Raw genomic sequence first — 22,171 nt, forward strand, 5'->3', positions numbered from 1 at the left:
TAGCGAATTTACGCTTTAACGGTTAAAATTTTGGGATGTAAATGATGGCGCCGATTGTAATGGCCGTCACTGCAGCGAAAAACACTGCACCGGCCGCAATGTCTTTGATGAACCCGATTTTCTCATGGTATTCCGGATGGATGAAATCGGCGACTTTCTCTACGGCAGTGTTCAACCCTTCGATGCAAAGCACCAGCCCGATGGCCAGGATTTGCAGCATCCATTCGGTGGCCGAGATCTTGAAATAAAACCCAGCCCCAACCATGAGTACACCGATAAAGGTCTGCACCATGACGCTGTGTTCGGTCGTGACGAGTTTCACGGCGCCCAGCACGGCGAAGCGGATGCTCTTGAGTCGGCCCTTAAAAAAAGTATTGTCTTTTTCGAACGCCATTATTGCAGGGCATTGAGTGCGGCTTCGTAATTGGGTTCATTGGCGATTTCCGGAACCAGTTCGCTGTGGATTACTTTGCCGTTTGCGTCAAGCACCACAACGGCGCGCGCATGCAGACCGGCCAGTTTACTGTCAGTAAGTTCCACGCCGTAATCCTTGCCGAAACTTCCTGTTTTGAAATCCGACAGGTTCACGACATTCTCGATGCCTTCCGCCGCACAGAAACGCTTCTGGGCAAACGGCAGATCGCGTGAAATGTTGAGTACTTTGGTGTTGTGCATGGCGGCTGCTTTCTGGTTGAACGTCCTGACCGATTGCGCACAAGTAGGCGTATCGATGCTCGGGAAGATGTTCAGCACCAAGTTGTGGCCTGCAAAGTCTGCGAGTGATGCCGTAGACAAATCTTCCTTAGACAATTGAAAATCTTTTGCGTGGTCGCCTTTTGCAGGCAATTCGCCGTTGGTATGGACGGGATTTCCGCCGAGCGTTACTGTAGCCATAACTGTATTTTCTGTTGGCGCAAAAATAGTTAAATAATGCGCAATTGTCGCCCGCCGGATAAATAAAAATTATTGCATCATCCAGACACTTTTTCATCGGTTATCGCCAAAAAGAAAACGCTTCCGTGGGTCGAAAGCGTTTTCAGCATTAGGGTTAAGGAGGTATCTTTTTAGTTGATGGCGCCCATGACACGTTGCATGAACGCGTTCAACGCTTCTTTCTTGCTGGTGCCGTCCTTGACCATTTTGTGGACTTCGAGCGCGCCGTACATATTGGAGATCAGTTCGCCGATGACGTCGAGTTCCTCATCCTTGAGCGAAGACACTTCGGTAAGCGCTTCGAGGACTTCAATGGTTTCCACGAGGTAATCTTCGTCGTTGGCCTCGATGAACTGAGTAAGGTGCTTGATGATGGGAAGCTTCATGTCAACTAATAATTAATAGTTAATAATTAATAATTAGAGGATTTCGCTAACCAGTTCGTTCAATACCTCGGCTTTGTTGGTCTGGGTTTGATTGACCAATTGTCCGTTCACAAATGTTGCGAATGTCGGCAGATTGCTCACATTGGCGAGTTTGCGCGATTCGGGCGCGGCTTCGGCGTCGATGTACACAAAAGTGACCGGTTCATTTTCGCCGGCCAATTTCTTGAACTTTGGTTTCATGATGCGGCAGTTGCCACACCATGATGCAGAATATTGCACCACAACTTTATTGTTGGCGTTGACTACGTCTTGCAACGTATCGGAGTTGAGTTCGATCAGCATATTCAATTGACAATTGACAATTGGCAATTGATAATGGAACACCGTCCATCATCAATTGCCCGTCGTCCATTAATTTTTAGTTGCTCAGGTATGTAGCGACGCCTTCACGTGTGGCGAACATCGCTTCCTTGCCTTCTTCCCAGTTGGCCGGGCAAACTTCGCCCTTGGTTTGTACGTGCGTGTAGGCGTCGATCAGGCGCAGGTATTCGTTGACGTTGCGGCCCAGCGGCATGTCGTTGACGCTTTCGTGGAATATTTTTCCGGTCTCGTCCACTAGATACGTGGCGCGGTAGGTCACGTTTGAGCCTTCGATGATGACCGAATCAGATTCTTCGTTGTAGGTTTCAGACTGGATGTCCAAAATACCGAGCATACCCGATAAGTTGCGGGCAGTGTCGGCCAAAAGAGGATAGGTGACGCCTTCGATCCCGCCGTTGTTTTTTGGGGTATTCAACCAGGCAAAGTGGACTTCGTTGGTGTCGCACGACGCGCCAATCACGATGGTGTTCCTTTTGTTGAACTCTGGAAGCGCGGCTTGGAAGGCGTGCAATTCAGTCGGGCAGACAAACGTGAAATCTTTCGGATACCAGAACAGCAATACTTTTTTGTTGTTTTTAGTGGCTTCTTCGAAGATGTTGATCTTCAGGTTGTCGCCCATTTCAGAGATGGCGTCGATGGCAATGTTCGGGAATTTTTTTCCTACGAGTGACATATTTTGAGGGTTTATGATTTCGGGTGCAAAGGTAGCCCGAAGAAACGCGTATAAAAATGATTGTCATTACAATTTCCTATCAGAAGATAACGGGCAATTATTTATTTAATATATTCGAACCGTAATAACCGCGTAAGCCCATGGCCCAAAACCCGATGTGTAAGATTTTGGTATTGCTGCTCCTGTCGTCACTCACATGGGCACAAAATATGGTCAACAACCCGAGCTTTGAGCAATACAGTTCCTGCCCGACGACACAGGGAACGCTTCAGGCGCTCAACTGGACCGTTACCCCGAATTCGTCACTGTCGTCGCCAGATTATTTCAATACGTGCGCAAATCCCGGAAACAACAGCCAGTGTATCCCGATAAATATCTGTGGGAACCAAACCGCCTATGAAGGTAATGCGTATGCCGGTATTTTTTGTTACGGCAGTAATTCTGATCAGCGGGAATACATCCAAACCCAGCTCAGCACGCCCATGGTGCAAAGCCATGTCTATACCGTTTCTTTCTGGGTTTCCCCGGCCGACAAACATCGTTTTGCGGTGGCAACCTTGGGCGCAAGGATCACTGTAAACCAAGTGTCGGGAAACGGCGGTTACCTGATTACTGAAACGCCGCAGATCCAATCCAATTCATTGATTTCCAACTACGATACCTGGACGAAAATACAAGGCACGTATACGGCCGCGGGCGGGGAAAAGTTCCTGACCATCGGCAATTTTTTTAACGACGCGAATTCCGGTGCCGTTGAAGCGAATTTCAACGGGTTGTTTTCCTGGGGTTATTATTACGTCGATATGGTTTCGGTCACTGACAACAGCCTCGGTACGCCCGAAAATGTCTTCGCCGACGCGGTTTCAATTTATCCCAACCCGGTAAGACACTTTGCCCAACTCCAAGTGGATGGTAACTTTGCGATTGCGCACGTAGCCTTGTTTGACATCCACGGTAAAGCACTCCGGACGCACTTTAACAGCCTAACCAACACACTTGATTTTTCAGAAGTTTCGGCCGGCGTCTATCAAGTAGTTTTGACAAATGCCGAGGGTACCAAAATTTCAAAACGAATCATAAAAATATAACAGATGTTATCATCACTTTTCCGAAAAAAATCCACCACAACAGTACTTAAACAAGGCGGCGACGGCGAAAGCCATGGCAGCATGCACAAAGTGCTCACGGTACGCGACCTGACTTTTTTCGGGATTGCGGCCGTTATTGGAGGCGGTACGTTCAGCGCCATCGGGAACGCCTGTTTTGAAGGCGGGCCGGGTGTGACCTTGCTGTACATCATTTGTGGGATTGCCTGTGGCTTTACCGCCATGTGCTACGCCGAATTCGCCTCGCGCGTACCGGTTTCCGGGAGTGCGTACACGTATGCTTATGTGTCGTTCGGGGAATTGTTCGCCTGGATCATTGGCTGGGCGCTCATTATGGAATATTCCATCGGGAACATTTACATCGCATTTTCCTGGAGCGGCTATTTCACGAATCTGCTCGAGAGTTTCCATTTGCACCTGCCGGAATGGCTCACCATCAACTATCAATCTGCCTGGGACGCGGTCGAGGCAGCGGCGAAAATGCCTGCGGACGCCAAACTGAAATTGTCTGAAGGTTATCTCGCCTGGCAAAATGCCCCGATGGTAGGCAGCCTTCGAATCATCATGGATTTGCCCGCTTTTGTGATCAATGTGCTCATCACTTATCTGGTGTATCGCGGTACGAAAGAGTCCAAGAATTTCTCTAATGCGATGGTCATCACCAAATTGGCCATTATCGTTTTGGTCATCGTCGTTGGTATTTTCTATGTAGATATCGACAACTGGACACCGTTCATGCCCAACGGTTTCGGCGGCGTAATGGCTGGTGTTTCGGCGGTGTTCTTCGCCTATATCGGTTTCGATGCCGTATCGACACTGGCCGAAGAAAGCAAAAATCCGCAGCGTGATTTGCCGAAAGGCATGATTTATTCACTGGTGATTTGTACGGTCATTTACATCATCCTCGCATTGGTCTTGACCGGCATGGTGTCATATAAACTCTTAGGCGTGAGCGATCCGCTGGCCGAGATCTTTGCATTGAAAGGTGTGAAGTGGATGTTGTTCATCGTATCGATTGCCGCTGTCGTGGCCATGACCAGCGTGTTGCTCGTGTTCCAGATGGGCCAGCCGCGGATCTGGATGACCATGAGCCGCGACGGTTTGATGCCGAAGAAGTTCGCGTCCATCCACCCGAAGTACAAAACACCCGGCTTTGCAACCATCGTGACCGGACTGGTCGTGGGCTTGCCGATTTTCTTTACCGATGAGAATTTCGTGTTGGACTTTACCAGCATTGGGACATTGTTCGCTTTCGTGCTGGTTTGTGGCGGCGTGCTCATGCTCTCGCCTCATAGTGAAGCCGAAGCCGAACAAACAAAAGGCAAATTCAGGATTCCGTACATCAATGCAAAATACATTTTCCCGCTGATGGTCTTGGTTTCGGGTGTTGTCATCTACAACTATGTCCCGGGATTCTTCGCCGAAGCCTGCGATTACTCAGGCGAGAAATGCGCCACCAGCATCCCGATGAGCATCTTCATCATACTTTGCGTCGTGATGTCCGTCTTGTCGTTCCTGAAAAACCTGTCGCTTATCCCGTTGCTCGGCCTGATTTCTTGTTGCTACCTGTTAACGGGCATGGCCGCATCCAACTGGGCTTGGTTTGGCGTTTGGCTTGTTATCGGGTTGGTGTTTTATTTTAGCTACGGATACCGGAAAAGTAAGTTGGCTAATCAGGGATAGTGTCGCCCTGGTAGTAATAGATTGCTGAAACATAATCAGATTCAAGATCGTCAAAATAATAGTACCTGCGATGTTTGACCTGCGGCTTGCCCTGCGCATTCAATTCATAGTAAAATTCATCGGTGTCGGGGTCGAAAAGTCCGTAATCCTGCCGCGATTCCAATTGCCCCGAAGCAAATTCGGCACCGGCCATTTTGCCTGATGGTGAATCAAAATGGGTGAACAGCGCCGCGCGGATATTGGGCAATAATTGCGGTCTCAACGGATTATCTATCGTAACGTGCGTCCAGTTGCCTTGCCAATTTGCGTTTCCGGCATACAACCTGACAAGATTCCCGTTTAAATAAAGACCGGCAGAAATTCCGCCGTCATAGTCAATATCGTCCGGTGCAAAAGTGAATGTACGGCTTTCGGCGACAATCAAACCTTCCAAATTTACCGTATAGTAGTACGCCTCCGAGTACCCATTGTTCCCATAAATGGTATAGGTATATAGGTTTGTGACCGGGTCAAAAGTCACCGGTATTCCGTTGTACGACGCAATGCGGTTGTTGGTATCGTAGGTGAAAATATGGTTGCCCGCCATGAACGGGCCTGTTGTCTCGTAAATGTTCCAGGTGACCATATTGCCGTTGGTGTCATAGGTAAAGTCGGCAATGACTGCATCGTTTGCATGACGGATGTCGGTCAGTTGCCCGACGGCATTGAAATTCCAATGTCTCTCGGAGGGCGTTCCCGGAAACTCAATCATCTTTTGCAACAGCTGCGCATGGCATTTAACAACGAATGCCACGCAAATAATAACGGATTGCAGTAATAGTTTTTTCATGGGATAACATCGCCTTGGTAATAATAAAGTGCCGAAACGGATTGCCCTTCATATTGACCCAAATAGTAGTCTTTTCGGATGGTCTTGACTGGAAGACCCGCGGCGTTCAATTCGTGAAGGTAGTCGGACGACTCCGGATCGCTGATGTCATATCGAAGGGTGACCGGTAGATGATCTGAACAATAGTCGGCATAAGCCCACTTATTATGGCTACTGTTGAACGAATAGATGGCGAGCGCCTTTAGCACCGGCATCATGGCTGCTTTCAAAGGATTGGTTACTGTTACATGTTGCCAGCTCATAATGGTAAAATTGCTCATAAAGCTTTCCGTATTATATGTTACGGTGAGGTTTCCGTTTACATAACCACAAGACACGCCTGAATCTGTTACATATTGCTCTAAGTCTAAATCGTAATAATGCAATTCCTCATTTTTTAAAAGACCTTCAGAGGTAAGGTAACAGCGCTTGTACGAATCGGAAAGGTCACCAAAAAGATAAGAATTTGTAGCGTTCTCATAGCTGTAAGACGCACCGTTCATTGTTGTGATGTGATTGTTGGCGTCATAAGTGTAAGTCAGCGTTGGCGGAAATTCATTCCATATTTCGATGTAAACATTCATAACGGTCATATTATGGTTGCCGTCGTATGTAAAATCGCGCATGATTTCGCCGTCTGCATTTCGAATGTCCGAGAGCAAGCCGTCAGGATTAAAATTCCATTCCTGTTTCAGGGCAGGGTTGTCGGGATAGAAAATGACCTTCTGTAGGGGTTGCGCGACAGCCGAAACCAAACAAAACAAAGCGATTGCGAACGTAGAGTATGTTTTCATGGCTCACATTTTTACCAGTTTCTGTGTCAGTTGTCCGGATGGCGTATCCAATTTGATGATGTACGTTCCTGTTGCAAGCCCAGTGAGATCCATCGGTTGCCCGTCCGAGAGGTTTTCAAGCTGCATCACTTTCTGCCCGAGTTGGTTGAAGATTACCGTCGCAAGCACCGTTTCAGTGGTGTGGATGTAAAGCAAATCCTTCACTGGATTAGGGTAAAGTGTCACGATGTTTTGTGCGTGGTTTGGCGCGCCTAGCGCATAATTGACGATGACGACCTTGTCGGCGGTGTTGAACGCATAATAATTGGCGCCGCATCCAACCAAGTTCTTAACACTGCCCGTTGCTTGCGGGATCGGGATTTCGTTGAGGAGTGCCTGTGTGTCAGGATTGAAAAATTTCAAGGAGATGTTTCCGCCCATGTCATACGACGCATAGCAAACCGTATTGGTGGTATTGTCATAAATCACGGGGCCGAACGCGTTTTCGAATGTTCCGGACGCGATGGGTATTGCCGAAAAATCGACCATTTTGCCATTGCTGAAGAACGCTTTCGTGCCGTTGATGACAAATTTATTCGGACCGCCGATGGCTGCAGGCAAATTACTATTGTTGTTGGATGAAGTAAGTGCAATGCCGCTGGCGTTTACGCCCCATTTCCTGAACTTATACTCGGTGCTCTCATTGTTGAACCCTACCACCTCAGACGCCGATACGAATTCAATGTCATTGCTGCCCGTATGGCTGCGCGTGACATTGGTGCGCGCCACGCCGTCATCATAAATGGCAACACCTTCGTGCTTGGGTGCGAAGTTAAGGTTGCGCCTGGCTACCGCAATCGTGTTCGGATTTCCCGGCATCACTTCGATGTCCTCGGCGTAAAAGTCGCCGGTAATCTCGTTGCTGCCCAGCAGAATGTCGGCACCTATGGTGTGCGTCGTGACGTCAAACGGCCGAACGGCGCCAGCACTTTTGAGACCGACGTAAATTTTTTGGCCGTCACCTGACACCGCCATGACGCCCGGATTGTCACCAATAGGATAGTAGTCTTCAAACTGCGCGGTGGCAGGATCGATTTTCGCGAGCGTACTGGCATTGGCGGCCGCGGCCGCAGAAACCGAAACATACAACCGGTTGGTTTGGCCGCTGTAAGCCAAATCGTTGGCGGTGACCTCGAGCACTGATACCGTTTGCCCGTTTGCCCATGCCGACAGCAGTGCGATGAATAGGAGGTAGTCTTTCCGGATCATATTTTTATCATTTTTTTCGTTGTTTTTCCTTTGCTCGAGACAAGCTGCAAGAAGTAACTTCCCGGCGACAAACCGGAAATGTCGATTGTCGTCTGCCGGTTTGCCGTCTTGACCAATTGCCCCAGCGTGTTGTAGATGGCGACCGATTCAATGGAGGTATGCGCTTGGATTGAAATTGTATGTTTCGCCGGATTCGGATACACCACAAAATCATTCGCGGCCACTTCAGGATTGCCCAATGCTGTTACGGTTGTAGTTACGGTATTGGTTACGATGGGCGCATTAAAATCAAAGTAGATTGACGCGTCGTTTGCTATGGTGTTGCCCACGACAAGATTGCTTTTCGGTTTGATTTTAAACGTCACGTAACCGTGGCTTCCGGGCTCGTCGTCGCCGACTGCCGGAAGGTTGATGCCTTCAAAGAAGAACTCCAGTTTGTTGGTGTTTGTCAGGGTCGCGCGGTACGGATGGCTGGCCGATACCATCTGCAACGTCGTCAAATCGAGGTTGGCGGAAAGCATGTCTTTCACGACCACGTTCTCCGCATAAAAATTTCCGGTATTTTGGAACCGGACCGTGTAGTACAGGTAGTCGCCGAGTTGCGCAATGCCTATACTTTCGCGCGAAACCGCCTTATCATTCGGGTCGAACGAACCCACCACGACATGGTCGAATTCGAAAGTGTTGTCGGCAGGCGTTTCATCAGTTCCGGCTGAAACCGCCGCGGTAAAATCAAGGACGTCGCCGATATTGACCGCAGGTGTCTCGAGCGGAGAATTCACATTGAGCGTCAGCGTAATCTCTCGCGACTCGAATGGGGCGAGGTTTGAAAAATTCCACGACAAGGTGTTGGCGGCTTGTGAATCTGTCGTTGGGTTTGCCGATACAAAATCGAGAATGTCGTCCTCGAAAGCAAGCGACACGGTACCGGATTGGGTTTCGGTGCCTTTGTTCCTGTAATTGATTTTGTAGGTCGCATCAAATCCTGGGCGCGCCACGGTAATAGGAATCAGCGTGATTTCCAAATCCGGATGGACGCCGTTGGGCGCGATGCAGAAATCGGCCGTAGCAGAATTCCCATAACCAATAAATGACGTAGTGTACGTCGCGGGTGTCGCCGAATAATATAGGTTTTCAAAAAGCGGGGTCAGTATGGTGTTGTATCCGCCCGGATTGGAGAACACCGAGTAACTGGTATATCCGCCTTGCATATTCGTAAAAGTCTTGCCGCGTTCGACGGCTCCCGAATTAATTTTAACAGCCAATTGCGGAACCACCGCATCGTCGGCATCGCAGCCGTTTCCACTGGCGTCAAGCCTTACGGTTCCGGTAACTGTATTGTAGTCACCACCGGGCGTAAAGCCGCAATACGATGAAATGACCGGATTGGAGCCGATGGGCAATGACATGATGTTTGCGAGGTCAAAGTCGTCGCCACAGATAAATTCAAGTGAAGGAAGTAGTGACAAGTAAAGTTGCGCCCAGCCGCCTGAGGCAGTTTCGGGGCATCCATTTTTCAGATTCAGGTATTGCAGCAAAGGATTGTTTTGGATTTTCGTGTCGCCATTGAGGTTATGGACGCCCGACAAATCGAGCGAAACAAGCTGCGGATTGTTGGAAAATTCTATATCTGGAATGATCGAGCCGGTGGGGTTGCTTACTATGGCCGATGAAATATCGGTATTGGACACTTTAACCAGGTTAGATGCAGAGATGATGTAATCTCCTACAAGCGGGTTATTTGAAATCCAGCAATAACCGAAGTCGTGGTTCAAATCGAGTGTGCTAAGCTGGTTGCCGGCGCAGAACAGGTCGCGGATGCTGTCACTCAGCGTGAGAGAGGTCAACGCATTGCTTTCGCAATACAATTCTTTGATATTTGTATTGCTGATGTCCAGTGTCACCAAGTCGTTGCCACTGCACAAGAGCAGTTCCATGTTCATCAGGCCACCCACGTCAAGCGTTGTCAGGTTATTTCCTTGGCAAATCAATTGCGTCAGGCCTGTAAATGCCGAAATGCCTTCCAACGATGAGATGTTTGATCCGGTAACGTCCATGAAGGTGACTGCCGATGCTTCGCTTTCCTGGATTTCATTATCGTTGTTGGTGTCCACACCAATCACCAATAATTTGTTCTTGAAATTCGCATCGGGGATGTTGACAATTTGAGCACTGGCCGACAAGCCCACCAATACCAGCAAGAAGTAAATTTTTCTCATTTAAATCTTGATTAGTTTTTTGGTTGCTTTTCCTTTGTCTGACACAATCTGTATCAAGTAACTTCCTGCCGACAACTCCGAAACATCAATCGTCGTTTGCCCATTGGCGGTCTTGACCAATTGCCCCAGCGTGTTGTAGATGGCGACGCTTTCAATGGTTGCATCTGACTGTATCGAGATTGTATGCTTCGCCGGATTCGGATACACCACAAAATCATTCGCGGCCACTTCAGGATTGCCCAATGCAGTTACGGTTGTAGTTACGGTATTGGTTGCGATGGGCGCATTGAAATCAAAGTAGATTGACGCGTCGTTTGCTATAGTGTTGCCCACGACTAGACTGTTTTTAGGCTTGATCTTGAAGGTTACGTAGCCGTGGCTTCCGGGCTCATCGTCGCCAACCGCCGGAAGGTTGATGCCTTCGAAGAAGAACTCCAGTTTGTTGGTGTTTGTCAGGGTCGAGCGGTACGGATGGCTGGCCGAAACCATCTGCAACGTCGCCAGATCGAGGTTGGCGGAAAGGATATCTTTCACGACCACATTTTCGGCGTAGAAAGTCCCGGTATTCTGGAATCGCACCGTGTAATAGAGGTAATCGCTGAGTTGCGCAATGCCTATACTTTCGCGCGATACGGCTTTGTCGTTCGGGTCGAACGAACCCACCACGACATGGTCGAATTCGAAAGTGTTGTCGGCAGGCGTTTCATCAGGTCCGGCTGAAACCGCCGCGGTGAAATCAAGGATGTCGCCGATATTGACCGCCGGTGTCTCGAGCGGGGAATTGACGTTGAGCGTCAGCGCAATCTCTCGCGACTCGAATGGGGAGAGGTTGGAAAAATTCCACGATAATGTATTCGCGGCTTGTGAATCTGTCGTCGGGTTTGCCGATACGAAATCGAGAATGTCATCCTCAAAAGTCAAAGTTACCGATCCCGATTGTGTTTCCGTGCCTTTGTTTTCGTAATTGATTTTATAGGTTACATCAAATCCCGGACGCGCTACCGTTACCGGAATGATGGAAATTTCCAAATCAGGATGGACGCCATTCGGAACGATGCAGAAATCGGCCACTGCGGTGTTTCCGGTACCTGAGAACGCAGACGTGAATGACGCTGGCGAAAAAGCATAATACGGATTTTCGAATTGAGGCGTTACAGTGCGGTTTCCGGAACTCGTGTAAGTCGTAAAATTTCCGGTATTGTCGGTAAAGGAAATGCCGTTGAAATTTGCGCCGTTGTAAATATTTACAGGAATTCCCGACGCGAACGTATCGCCAGCGTCGCATCCGTTTCCGTTGGTGTCAAACCTGATTGTTCCTGTGATTGTGTTATAATTTCCGCCAGGCGTAAAACTGCAATAGGTCGAACAGTTGAAGTTTGAAAAATGGGCTGCTTCTGCCTCGTTGTCCACACACATGAATGCAAGGTTGGGATTGTTTGCAATACTTAGCGACATGCCCGAACATTCTTCGGGCGTAGGCGATGAGCAATAATCTGCACTACCGTTCTTTAAATTGATGTACGCAAGGTTTTGGTTACCGGCTATCGAAAAATCACCTGTCCCGAGATTGAACCTCAGGTTTGAAAGGTCGAGCGATGTCAACAATGTATCGTCGCAATAAAAAGCATCGACAAGTCCTTCCGGGAGGTCAATTGACGTGTACAAATTTCCGGAAATGTCCAATCCGTAATATTGATTTGGGTTAAATGGAAGCAGCGGAGGTAAATCGACGTTCGTAAGCTGGTTGTATGAGATTGTAATAAATTGCATCGGGTGGTCAGGAAAAATGAGCGTCGAGAGTTGGTTGTGGTCACAATGCAGTGTTTTCAAATTTTCCAGCGCGCTTACATCAAGTGAGGTCAACAGGTTTGATTGGCAACTCAGCTGATGCAGATTTGTGAACGCCTGTATGCCTTCGAGAGAAACAATTCCCAAACCGTCAAGTAAAAGGTAGTTCACGGTCGCGGCTTCGCTTTCCTGGATTTCGCCATCGCCATTGGTGTCGAATTCGTTTGATAAAAGAAAATTTTTAAAGTTCGCATCCGGAATGTTGACAATCTGAGCGCTAGCCGACAAGCCCACCAATACCAGCAAGAAGTAAATTTTTCTCATTTAAATCTTGATTAGTTTTTTGGTTGCTTTTCCTTTGTCTGACACAATCTGTATCAAGTAACTTCCTGCCGACAACTCCGAAACATCAATCGTCGTTGGCCCATTGGCGGTCTTGACCAATTGGCCAAGCATGTTATAGATGGCGACCGAGTTTATGGTTGTATTGGCCTGTATCGAGAAAGTATTCGCCGTCGGATTCGGAAACAACGCGAAAGCGCTTTCCAATACTTCACCGGCGTTGAGCGAAGTGATTGTCGTGGTGACCGTATTGGTGATGATCGGGAAGTTGAAATCGAAGTAAATCTCGGCCTTGTTCGTGATCTGGTCGTTCAGGACCAAAGTACTTTTCGGTTTGATCTTGTAAATGACATAGCCGTGGCTGGCCGGTTCGTTTACTGATTCGGCGGGCAGATTGATGCCTTCAAAATAGAATTCCAGGATGTTTCCAGGCTTGAGGTTGCGGTGCCCGTTGTGGCTCGTGGCGACAATTTCCAATGTGGATGTGTCGAGGTTTGCAGATAGGACATCCTTTATGACGACATTTTCGGCGGCGAAATTTCCGGTATTCTGGAAACGTATGGTGTAATAAAGATATTCATCGAGGCCAGATGGCAAAACGGCAACTTTGGAAACAGCTTTGTCGTTTGGATCGTACGACCCAAGAACGACTTGCTTGAACCCGAAGATATTGTCGGCAGGCGTTTCATCGCTTCCGGCTGTGACCGTTGCATTGAAGTCCAAGGTGTCGCCGATGTTGACCGCGGGGGTTTCCATCGGGGAATTGACATTTAGCTTAAAGTTCACCACCTGGTTTGCAAACGGGACAACGTTCGAAAACGTCCATGAAATCTGGTTTCCGGATTGGACGCCCGATCCGGATGCCGAAACAAAATCGGTCAACGCGTCATCGAATGTGACCGCGAAAGTTCCTGATTGGACTTCTGTTCCCTTATTTTTCACGACGACCACATAATCGGCATCGAATCCGGGCCGCGCCGGGCCGTTGGGTAAGATGGAGATTTCCAGATCCGGGTGCACGCCGTTGGCATTGAGGCAGAAATCGGCGGTGACATTGTTGTTGAGCGAACTGAAAGTAGTGGAAAAGCTTGCCGGAGTCAGCGTGAAGTAGGGCGAACCCGGGATTTGCGGTGTAACCGAAACCGGACCGTTGCCCATAAAATACGAATATTGCCCTAGCCAGTCCGTATAGACGGAGTTGCTTCCGGCGCTGCCTTCGATGGTCGTGAGCGCAACGCCCGGCATCGGGTAATTGCCGTTGCCGCAGTTTACCGTCAAATGGCCCGTAATCGTATTGTAATCGCCGCCCGGGGCAACGCTGCAGTAGGAATTGATGACACCCCAAGGCAGCGGTGCGTATCCGGGTGTTTGTATCGTCAATTCGCCTTCGTCGCGGCAGACGTATTTCAGGTTTGTCAATAGAAACCACTGCGTGCAGCCATCGTCCGGACCGTACTGGCAAGATGATAAGTAACCGTTCTTTAAATTCAGGTAGGTCAATTGGTTGCAGCCGTTCACGTCAAATGTCACTACTTTGGTCTGGCTGAAATCGAGCGTTTGCCACAGTCCGTTTTGGCCGTTGAAGGTTTGTAGATTGGCCATCTGACTCGTATCGAGCGTTGCCGCCGCAGCATTGTAAAGACTCAGGTATTCCAACGCGGTTAGCCCGGAAATGGGCGAAAAATCAGCAAGCCCCGTACTTTGTAAAAGCAGTCGTTTTACACTCGTGAACGCCTCGAGGCCTACGCATGACGTCAAGGCGCCCGACACAAAGAGTTGTTTAACGGCAAGCGCCTCGCTCAATTGAATTTCGCCATCGCCATTGGTGTCAACATTATTCGTGAAGTTGCCGGTATCGGTAAAGCTCGCACAGATTTCCGTGACAAGCTTGTTCTTTAGGACCGGGTCGGGAATGTTCACGATTTGCGCCTGGGCAATTCCAACAAACATCAACATTGAAAGAAAGTAAAACTGTTTCATAGCCAAGGATTTTCGAGTAAATATAACAAAAAAAGCCACTCCGGAAGTGGCTTCATGTTAAATTGAACAATCGTTAATGCGTATAATACTGTTGCAGGAATTCATGCCGGTAGTAGGCTTTGGCCTCAGGGCTGCGCAGCTGCCGGAAGTTCCGTCGGAATTTCAACCGCATCTTCCGGAAGTATTTCCAAAAACCGTTGCCACCGGCCGTAAAAGCTTTGCGGTGCGCAAACCAAACCACCGAAATGGTCGCGAAATAGAAAAGCATGTACGCCCAATACCGCAACAGCCGCGTACTGGGTTTGGCGGCAAAATAAATCGTTTCCATCCGTTCGCGTTGGAATTCGATGTGTGGCGCTTCGTCGATTAAAATGTCGGTACAGATTTGCTTCAACAGAGGGCAATTGGTAGCGTCCTTCAACGACTGGTAAAACACCTGCGCGGTACTTTCCACCGTGATGACGGCCAACGTCCAGAGTTCCATGCTGGTGTTGTAATAGCGTATTTTCCTAAACATCGTATCGCCCCAGTCTTTCGAGACGCGTTTTTCGCCAATCAGGTCGAGGTATTTTCCGAGGTTGTTGCCGTGCTTTTGCTCTTCCTTGATGAACAATTCCACGGCCAGCGGATAGATCATGTCGTGCGTTTGATTGGCATAACGGCGTGCGGCTGACAGCAGGTGGCTGCCGTCTGAGGTTTCGCCCAATTGCCACGCCTGCAATGATTTCAGAATGGCTTGTTTTTCTGTTGGCGTGATGGCAACTTTTGTGGTCCAATCCACGCGGTGTATTTTGCTGTTGTCACCGAAATGGCGCACCCAGTCTGCAGATGTTCTCATAAGTTCAATATTAATTTGACGGTCTGTTNTCCCTTNTTCTTTCTTCTTTCTTCTTTCTTCTTTCTTCTTTCCTCTCCTAATTCCAATCAATCTTCCGCGAGAAATACATCACCGCGCCCAAAATCGCAAACAGCCCGATGCTGCCAAAGAGCAAGGCATAATTTTCCAATTGGATGATCACGTAAATGAAACTGTACAATACCGTGAGCGCGCCGCCGATGAACAGCGGGAATTTCCGGCCTTTTAAAATGGATATCGAATATAAAGTGATCATGGCCACGACCGCGCCGCCTGCAATCAGGTAGGCCGTCAAAAACGAGCTGTGTTCGGTGATCGAAATCAGTAGTGTGTAGAACATGATGAGCGCCAACCCAATCATCGAGTATTGGAAAATGTGGATCTTAATCTTGCTGATGGTCTGGATCAGGAAGAAAATCAGGAACGTCAGCCCAATCATCAAAAAGCCGTATTTCACCGCGCGCTCATTCTGCTGGTATTGGTCCACGGGAACGACGAAGTTTACGGTAAACGCGAACGCACCCAAGTCGGGCAATTTCCCGAAAGATTGTTGCTGGAACGGACGGTTAATGTCGAGTATTTTCCAGTGCGCGGAAAAGCCACTTTCATTGATTGTTTTGTCGTCTGCGGGCAGGTAATTCCCGGCGAAACTCGGTGACGCCCAATCCGAAGTCATCTGCGCCGTTGAGGTTTTCCCGACCGGAACCATGCTGATGCTTTGACTGCCGTTGTAGGTCATGTTGAAGGCGAACTTGGCCGTGCCTTCCTTCAGGAAACGGGCATCGAAATAACCCGTATTGAGTTCCTGCACAGCATCGTTGGCTTCGTTGTACACCGGCCGGAAAGAAAATTCCTTGTCGCCAATGGTAATCTTTACGGCTTCCTTGATGCTTTTCAGGTTCGTCGTCTTGATCAGGATGCTGGCCTTTTCCCAATGGATATTTTCTTCAGCAATGTCTTCCGGGGTGAAATCGGGAGCAGTGAAATCACCGGTAAAAGCCATTTTCGTGCTGTAAACCACAGATTCGTAATTGTTGCGCTTGAGTAATTTGGTCTGCACCGATGAGTTGTTATTGAGCGTGTTCGGGAAGAAATACGCATAATCCGTGATGGCCGTGCGTTCGGTGGTTTGCACTTTCGTTTTTTCATCGACGGTCACTGTTTCCTGATACCTCGTGTACGGCACTTGCAGGATCGGTCCGTAGCAATAAACGCTTTCGCCCCATTTGTCGTTGATTTCCGAGACGACTTCCAGCTGCCGTCCGGCGCGTTCCTGTATCAGGCCGTCGACCAAAACCAGTGGCAGCATGAGCACAAGGGTGAGCAGCCCAACCATGATCATGCGGGCGGTGTTCGATTGAAAAAATCCGGGTTTGTTTTCAGGTGTTTCCATGTTATTGAGATTGGTGGTTAAAATGCAATATGGGTGTAAAGCCCGGCCACAGGAATGTTGCAGAGCAGCAGGAAGATTTTGTGTGCGTAATAGGAGCGATACCCCGAACGGACGACACAGTAATAGCAGAGCCAAAGCAGCAATACGGTATTGGCCGATGCCGCCATCAGCGTGAAATAGCCGGTAGCCGAAACAAGATTTTTATTTTCGGGCAACAACAACCTGAGCACGACAATCAGCGTGGCAAAGGCGAAGGTGCCGTAGGCGAGGAGCGTCGCGTACAATCCGGCCTGACTGTGGTAATTCTTGGTATGCATCACGGGTTGGTCTTGAAAATGCGGTAGAAAAGGAAAAAGAAAATACCGTAACCTAAAGAAAACCCAACTGCTCTGGGTTGTAGGAGCAGCGGCGGCAAATCAAGCAATAATTGAAAGGGTTTGTGTACAATATCCCAGCTGTTGTAGCGTAGGAAACGGCCCATGTAAATGCCCAGCCCGGACAGCATACAGGCGAGGAAAATCATGGCAGTTGCAGCCTTTTGATGGAATCGGACCGTCCAGGTTTCCTCCATCGTCTGGAGCGAGGTGAAACCGAACGCGAGACCGCTGCAGGAAAAGGACGCCAGCAGCAAGACATCATACCATTCGGGCATGGCGGATTCTTTTTTGAAATGCAGGAAATCCGTGACGATGTACGGCGCATTGGGCAAGAACAAAAGCCAGAGTGCCGTCCCGAAAAACAGCCACAGTTTGCGTTGGTGCAGTTTCCAGGTCGTCGCCCAAACCCACGCGATCAAAAACGGCACGGTGGCCAGAAAGAGATTGAAGATCAAGAATCCGTAGAAGACTTGTTGCGTCAGGATGATGCGGAACGCCACCAGCATAAAGCTGAAAAGTGCGAGCAGGCTGAGGCTTTGCTGTTTTTGTTTGCTGAAGATTTGCGAGGTTATCATATTTAAAAGTACTTTGTATTTCAAAGTTAAACAACAAAAAAATAGATTTATTCTTTCCGGATTAATTTTTCCAACGCATCGATATGCGCCGTAAACGCCTGTTTGCCCATTTTCGTCGCGTGGTAACTGGTGTTGGGCTTTTTCCCGATGAACTGTTTTTCCACGCCCACATAGCCTTCCGATTCCAGCGCCTTGATGTGGCTGGCCAAGTTGCCGTCGGTCACACCGAGCAATTCCTTGAGCGTGCTGAAGTCGGCCGACTCGTTCACCATCAGGACAGACATGATGCCCAACCGGATCCGATGGTCAAAGGCCTTGTTGATATGTTGGATGATGTTCTTCACGGTGCAAAAATAACCGACAATGGGCAATCGTCAATTATTCCTTTCATATTTAAAATGCATGATACCGCCATAGATGATGTGGCAAACGCCGAATCCGAGTGCCCAGAATTCCAATGCGTATCCGGAATATTCGGTGGCAATCAATCCAAGGAGAATTACGGTGATTCCCAAGTAGCGCACGTCGCGGAAGGTATGTTTACTGGCATTCACGCATGCCAATCCGTAGAAAATCAGCGTGACCGGCGCAATCAACCCGTACACCTGATGACGGAGCAGGAGCAGTGCAAACACGCCGCCCGTCACCAGCGGGATCAGGAAATTGATCACCAATCTTCTAGAAGTAGCGTTCCAAAGGCTTTGCCCGTTCTTTTTGGCTTTTATCCGGGACATCAGCAGCGCCGTTCCTACCGACAATACCAATACGCCGATTGCCATTGCCATGATGTTCCGGAAGGTGTCGCTTTCCAAGGTGACATAGCCGGAGTAATCATACCCGCGCTGCATATGGCTGTTCAGGATTTGCTTCGCGAAGAAGGCGCCAATGAGCGCATACACGCCGGCCAATACACCCGAAAGTCCGCTCAGAGAAATGAATTGCGTAGAGCGGTCCATCATTTCCCGGATGTTCTTCAGGTCGTCGAGGTATTTTTTGTCATCCATAGTAAAGTACTTTGAAAAACAAAGTAAATGATAAACATTTTATTGTGCAATAGTTTATGAGAAAAAATTACAGCTTCATGATTTTTTTTGTTGTCGCGCCGTTGTTTGTAACAAACTGCATGAAATAAGTTCCGGTGTTCAAGGCATCCGTATCAACACTCATTGAACCGTTTTCAAAAGCCGGCGTGATTGATTCGACCAATTGCCCGAGCATATTGTAGATTGAGATGCGCGATACCGCAGCATTATTAAGCATCGAAATCGTCAAGCTATTTTTGACAGGGTTAGGATAGAGGCTGAAATTATCGGTCACCGTTTCGCCTACGCCCAACGCCGTAACGGTTGTCGTTACCGTATTGGTAATAATCGGGAAATTGTAATCGAAATAAATTTTCGCCGTATTCGAAATCGAATCGCCCAATTCGAGTCCGCCGACAGGCTTGATTTTGTAGGCGACATAACCTTGGCTGCCCGGTTCATCTTCGGAAGTTGGCGGCAGGTTGATGTTGGCGAATAAAAATTCCGCGCGGTAGCCTTGCAGCGACAGCCTGACGTCGTGGCTCCAGGAAACGATTTCCAGCGTAGTCAAATCAAGATTGTTGCTCAAGTCATCTGTAATCCTGACGAACTCGGCGCTGGCGTTTCCTGTATTTTGGAATCGGATGACATAGTGCAGGAAGTCATCGATCTGGTCTGGGGTAATCGTTGCTCCTTCATTTACAGATTTATCATTCGGGTCATAGGATCCAACCACAGTTTCTTTGAGCGCCGCAATATTGTTCGCAATCACATCATCAACCGGTATCGAGGCACTGGCGATAAACTCGATTTGTTGCCCGATATTGACGGCCGGCGTTTCTACGGGCGAATTCAAATTGAGTATAACAACGTATTCCCTCCTTTGGAATGTGTACAAATCGGTAAAGTCCCAACTTACGTTTCCGGCAGTAATATTACCTGACATTGATGCTGAAATGACATCCAGGATTGATTCATCAAAGCTGAAATTTACTGTGCCACTTTCCGGTAAATGGCCATGGTTTGTAACGATGATTTTGTAAGCGCAATCAAATCCCGGACGCGGCGGCGAACCAAGGCGGATGATTTCGACACTGACATCGTAAATCAAATCTCCGCTGGGCACAAAGCAAAAATCTGCAGTTGCCGAACTACCGCTTCCGGGAAAATTGATTGTGTGAGATAACGGCATAGGACTGAATATGCTTGGATAATTGTGCGGCGAGACTGTAAAATTATTTCCCAATACAGTCATCGAGTAGGTTCCGTCGTATGCTTGCTTGTAAAATGTATAGGCGCCGTTGTCGGCAGCAATGGTGATGGCATTCACGCCGTCGTTGTCACAACCATTGCCGTCAGCATTATAAGATACGGTCCCATTGATAGTATTGACAGATTGATTCTCACCCGGCGACCCTTCGGCTACTGAAACATTATCCACAAGCCAGCGGTCACCGCTCAATGGCGCATCGAATTGCTGAAAACGCCGCATAAATGCGATATAAATACTTTGCCCGGCATAGGCACTTAAAGATACTGCTTTCTGTTCATAAATATTGTATGCGGCCGTCAAGTCACTTTCATTCCAAAGCACAATTGGGACAAAGCTGGATTGGTCGCTCTGCGAAGTGGTCGATACCAAGATCTGATAATCGGTACCTTGGTCGCCGAAAATGGTCGTCCGCGTGTAGAAGGTAAGCACGTAGTCTGGACCGACAGTTACCGCAGGTGTAACCAGCCAGTCTTGTCCAATGTTATCAGGGCCTATGTTTTCACGGTTGATGTAAGCTGCGTTTGTTCCTTCATAAACCGTCGGTGGGAAGGTGACGGCTGAGATGGTTGTCCATTGCTGATTAAGCCCGACACCGTTGTCGAATACCAGCCAGTTTCCGGAGCTGAGTGTCCATTGTCCGGTGACTTGATTAGCTAAAGTCGTTCCCTCAAATCCCTCAAAAAACTGCGCTTCACCACGGCAAAAAGCAAAAAGCGCCAAAATGGATAGTAATATTTTTTTCATAGCGGTGATTTTCCGATAAATATAAAAAAATAATTTGCGCGACAACGCCCATCACCACGCAAAAACTCGTAATTTTGTGCAACTCAAAAATCATCGTATTAACTAATCCATATCCTGCATGAATTCATTTGATGTCGTCGTTATCGGCTCCGGTCCAGGTGGTTACGTATCTGCCATCCGTTGCGCACAACTTGGTTTCAAGACCGCCATCATCGAAAAATACCCAACCCTTGGCGGCACGTGTCTCAACGTGGGCTGCATCCCGTCGAAGGCGCTTTTAGATTCGTCCCACCATTACCATGATGCGGTGCACCATTTTGAAGGCCATGGCATCGAGATCAAGGGCGGCGTAAAAGCGAACCTCAAACGCATGATCGAAAGAAAAGGTGAAGTCGTTGACCAGAACGTATCGGGCATCAAATACCTGATGGACAAAAATAAAATCACGGTGATGGAAGGCGTCGGCTCGTTTGAGGATGCGACGCGCATCAAAGTCACCAACGGCAAGAAATCGGAAGTGATCGAGGCGAAAAACACCATCATCGCCACCGGATCGAAACCGTCCACATTGCCCTTCATTAAAATCGACAAGGAGCGCATCATCACTTCTACCGAAGCCTTGAAACTCAATGAAATCCCGAAACACCTCATCGTCATCGGCGGCGGCGTGATCGGGCTGGAACTGGGTCAGGTTTACTTAAGGTTGGGTGCCGAAGTTTCCGTGGTTGAATTCATGGACCGCATCATTCCGGGCATGGACGGCGCACTCTCGAAAGAACTCACCAAAGTCCTGAAGAAACAAGGCATGAAATTCTACACCTCGCACAAAGTGAAATCGGTGGAAGCCAAAGGCGAGAAAGTGACCGTACAGGCCGACAATGCCAAAGGCGAAACCATTACGCTCGAAGGTGACTATTCGCTCGTATCGGTAGGCCGTCGCCCGTATACAGACGGTTTGGCTGCCGAAAAGGCTGGCGTGAAAATCACCGACCGTGGCCAAATTGAAGTGAACGACCATTTGCAGACCAACGTGCCGAACATCTATGCCATCGGCGATGTGGTGCGCGGTGCCATGTTGGCGCACAAGGCCGAGGAAGAAGGCGTGATGGTAGCCGAAATCATCGCAGGGCAGAAGCCACATATCGATTACAACCTGATTCCAGGTGTTGTATATACGTGGCCGGAAGTCGCCGCAGTAGGCAAGACCGAAGAGCAATTGAAGGAAGCAGGCGTGGCGTACAAAGCCGGTTCGTTCCCGATGAAAGCACTCGGGCGTTCACGTGCCAGCGGCGATACAGACGGTTTCGTAAAGATATTGGCCGATGCCAAGACCGATGAGGTGTTGGGCGTCCACATGATTGGCGCGCGCGTGGCCGATTTGATCGCCGAAGCGGTAACCGCCATGGAATTCCGGGCATCCGCTGAAGACATCGCCCGCATGTCGCACGCACACCCAACATACGCCGAAGCCGTTAAGGAAGCGGCGCTCGATGCCACCGACAAGCGTTCCATCCATTCTTGAAACTTTTA

21 protein-coding genes are annotated in these 22,171 nt (G+C 48.8%); 3 read left to right on the forward strand and 18 right to left on the reverse strand.

What is annotated here, in order from left to right; genetic code table 11:
* Nucleotides 1–22: 22 nt before the first annotated feature.
* The 5 genes from ACM9J1_RS01285 to ACM9J1_RS01305 form a co-directional block, all read right to left on the reverse strand.
* Nucleotides 23–394, reverse strand: coding sequence for a diacylglycerol kinase (locus tag ACM9J1_RS01285; protein ID WP_415580044.1), 372 nt, complete (start codon nucleotides 392–394; stop codon nucleotides 23–25).
* A complete protein-coding gene (tpx, locus tag ACM9J1_RS01290) occupies nucleotides 394–894 on the reverse strand; it encodes a thiol peroxidase (protein ID WP_415580045.1) in 501 nt (166 codons plus the stop codon). Before tpx ends, ACM9J1_RS01285 begins: the two co-directional genes overlap by 1 nt.
* Before the next feature lie 170 nt (nucleotides 895–1,064).
* Entirely contained in the window at nucleotides 1,065–1,319 is a 255-nt protein-coding gene (locus ACM9J1_RS01295) for a DUF6952 family protein (RefSeq protein WP_415580046.1), read from the reverse strand.
* Between the two features lie 33 nt (nucleotides 1,320–1,352).
* Nucleotides 1,353–1,661, reverse strand: a complete 309-nt coding sequence (locus ACM9J1_RS01300; RefSeq protein ID WP_415580047.1) for a thioredoxin family protein — start codon at nucleotides 1,659–1,661, stop codon at nucleotides 1,353–1,355.
* A 76-nt stretch (nucleotides 1,662–1,737) separates the two neighbouring features.
* Nucleotides 1,738–2,373, reverse strand: coding sequence for a peroxiredoxin (locus tag ACM9J1_RS01305; RefSeq protein WP_415580048.1), 636 nt, complete (start codon nucleotides 2,371–2,373; stop codon nucleotides 1,738–1,740).
* Nucleotides 2,374–2,528: 155 nt separating this feature from the next.
* On the opposite strand from ACM9J1_RS01305, the gene ACM9J1_RS01310 reads away from it, so the two are divergent.
* Both ACM9J1_RS01310 and ACM9J1_RS01315 read left to right on the forward strand, forming a co-directional pair.
* On the forward strand, nucleotides 2,529–3,461 hold the full coding sequence (locus ACM9J1_RS01310; RefSeq protein WP_415580049.1) for a T9SS type A sorting domain-containing protein: 933 nt from the start codon (nucleotides 2,529–2,531) through the stop codon (nucleotides 3,459–3,461).
* A gap of 3 nt (nucleotides 3,462–3,464) precedes the next feature.
* Entirely contained in the window at nucleotides 3,465–5,162 is a 1,698-nt protein-coding gene (locus ACM9J1_RS01315) for an amino acid permease (protein WP_415580050.1), read from the forward strand.
* Here ACM9J1_RS01315 and ACM9J1_RS01320 read toward each other — a convergent pair.
* From ACM9J1_RS01320 to ACM9J1_RS01380, 13 genes are all read right to left on the reverse strand, one after another.
* Nucleotides 5,149–5,991 (reverse strand): hypothetical protein, encoded by an 843-nt coding sequence (locus ACM9J1_RS01320; RefSeq protein ID WP_415580051.1) that lies wholly within the window; start codon nucleotides 5,989–5,991, stop codon nucleotides 5,149–5,151. The two genes, ACM9J1_RS01315 and ACM9J1_RS01320, sit on opposite strands and share 14 nt — an antisense overlap.
* Nucleotides 5,988–6,824: a hypothetical protein gene (locus ACM9J1_RS01325; RefSeq protein WP_415580052.1), complete on the reverse strand. Its 837-nt coding sequence runs from the start codon at nucleotides 6,822–6,824 to the stop codon at nucleotides 5,988–5,990. Before ACM9J1_RS01325 ends, ACM9J1_RS01320 begins: the two co-directional genes overlap by 4 nt.
* A gap of 3 nt (nucleotides 6,825–6,827) precedes the next feature.
* Nucleotides 6,828–8,072, reverse strand: coding sequence for a T9SS type A sorting domain-containing protein (locus tag ACM9J1_RS01330; RefSeq protein ID WP_415580053.1), 1,245 nt, complete (start codon nucleotides 8,070–8,072; stop codon nucleotides 6,828–6,830).
* Nucleotides 8,069–10,291 carry a DUF7619 domain-containing protein gene (locus ACM9J1_RS01335; protein WP_415580054.1) on the reverse strand — a complete coding sequence of 741 codons (2,223 nt, stop codon included), beginning with the start codon at nucleotides 10,289–10,291 and terminating at the stop codon, nucleotides 8,069–8,071. Before ACM9J1_RS01335 ends, ACM9J1_RS01330 begins: the two co-directional genes overlap by 4 nt.
* Complete coding sequence (locus ACM9J1_RS01340; protein ID WP_415580055.1) at nucleotides 10,292–12,403, reverse strand: DUF7619 domain-containing protein; 2,112 nt, start codon at nucleotides 12,401–12,403, stop codon at nucleotides 10,292–10,294.
* Nucleotides 12,404–14,401, reverse strand: a complete 1,998-nt coding sequence (locus ACM9J1_RS01345; protein WP_415580056.1) for a DUF7619 domain-containing protein — start codon at nucleotides 14,399–14,401, stop codon at nucleotides 12,404–12,406. It abuts the gene before it with no gap.
* Nucleotides 14,402–14,474: 73 nt separating this feature from the next.
* On the reverse strand, nucleotides 14,475–15,239 hold the full coding sequence (locus ACM9J1_RS01350) for a hypothetical protein (protein WP_415580057.1): 765 nt from the start codon (nucleotides 15,237–15,239) through the stop codon (nucleotides 14,475–14,477).
* Nucleotides 15,240–15,315: 76 nt separating this feature from the next.
* Nucleotides 15,316–16,650: a cell envelope integrity protein CreD gene (gene creD, locus ACM9J1_RS01355; RefSeq protein WP_415580058.1), complete on the reverse strand. Its 1,335-nt coding sequence runs from the start codon at nucleotides 16,648–16,650 to the stop codon at nucleotides 15,316–15,318.
* A gap of 17 nt (nucleotides 16,651–16,667) precedes the next feature.
* Nucleotides 16,668–16,967, reverse strand: coding sequence for a hypothetical protein (locus ACM9J1_RS01360; protein ID WP_415580059.1), 300 nt, complete (start codon nucleotides 16,965–16,967; stop codon nucleotides 16,668–16,670).
* Nucleotides 16,967–17,602, reverse strand: a complete 636-nt coding sequence (locus ACM9J1_RS01365) for a DUF1361 domain-containing protein (protein WP_415580061.1) — start codon at nucleotides 17,600–17,602, stop codon at nucleotides 16,967–16,969. Before ACM9J1_RS01365 ends, ACM9J1_RS01360 begins: the two co-directional genes overlap by 1 nt.
* 47 nt (nucleotides 17,603–17,649) lie before the next feature.
* On the reverse strand, nucleotides 17,650–17,946 hold the full coding sequence (locus ACM9J1_RS01370; RefSeq protein ID WP_415580062.1) for a winged helix-turn-helix domain-containing protein: 297 nt from the start codon (nucleotides 17,944–17,946) through the stop codon (nucleotides 17,650–17,652).
* A gap of 30 nt (nucleotides 17,947–17,976) precedes the next feature.
* The gene (locus ACM9J1_RS01375) at nucleotides 17,977–18,606 is read right to left on the reverse strand and encodes a hypothetical protein (RefSeq protein WP_415580064.1); all 630 of its coding nucleotides are present in this window, start codon (nucleotides 18,604–18,606) and stop codon (nucleotides 17,977–17,979) included.
* A gap of 67 nt (nucleotides 18,607–18,673) precedes the next feature.
* Nucleotides 18,674–20,641 carry a T9SS type A sorting domain-containing protein gene (locus tag ACM9J1_RS01380; protein ID WP_415580066.1) on the reverse strand — a complete coding sequence of 656 codons (1,968 nt, stop codon included), beginning with the start codon at nucleotides 20,639–20,641 and terminating at the stop codon, nucleotides 18,674–18,676.
* Nucleotides 20,642–20,759: 118 nt separating this feature from the next.
* Here ACM9J1_RS01380 and lpdA point away from each other — a divergent pair, with 118 nt between their 5' ends.
* The gene (gene lpdA, locus ACM9J1_RS01385) at nucleotides 20,760–22,163 is read left to right on the forward strand and encodes a dihydrolipoyl dehydrogenase (protein WP_415580067.1); all 1,404 of its coding nucleotides are present in this window, start codon (nucleotides 20,760–20,762) and stop codon (nucleotides 22,161–22,163) included.
* The last annotated feature ends 8 nt before the right edge of the window (nucleotides 22,164–22,171 follow it).

It is taken from the genome of Flavobacterium longum (assembly GCF_965137575.1).
GTDB classification, from domain to species: Bacteria; Bacteroidota; Bacteroidia; order Flavobacteriales; family Flavobacteriaceae; genus Flavobacterium; species Flavobacterium longum.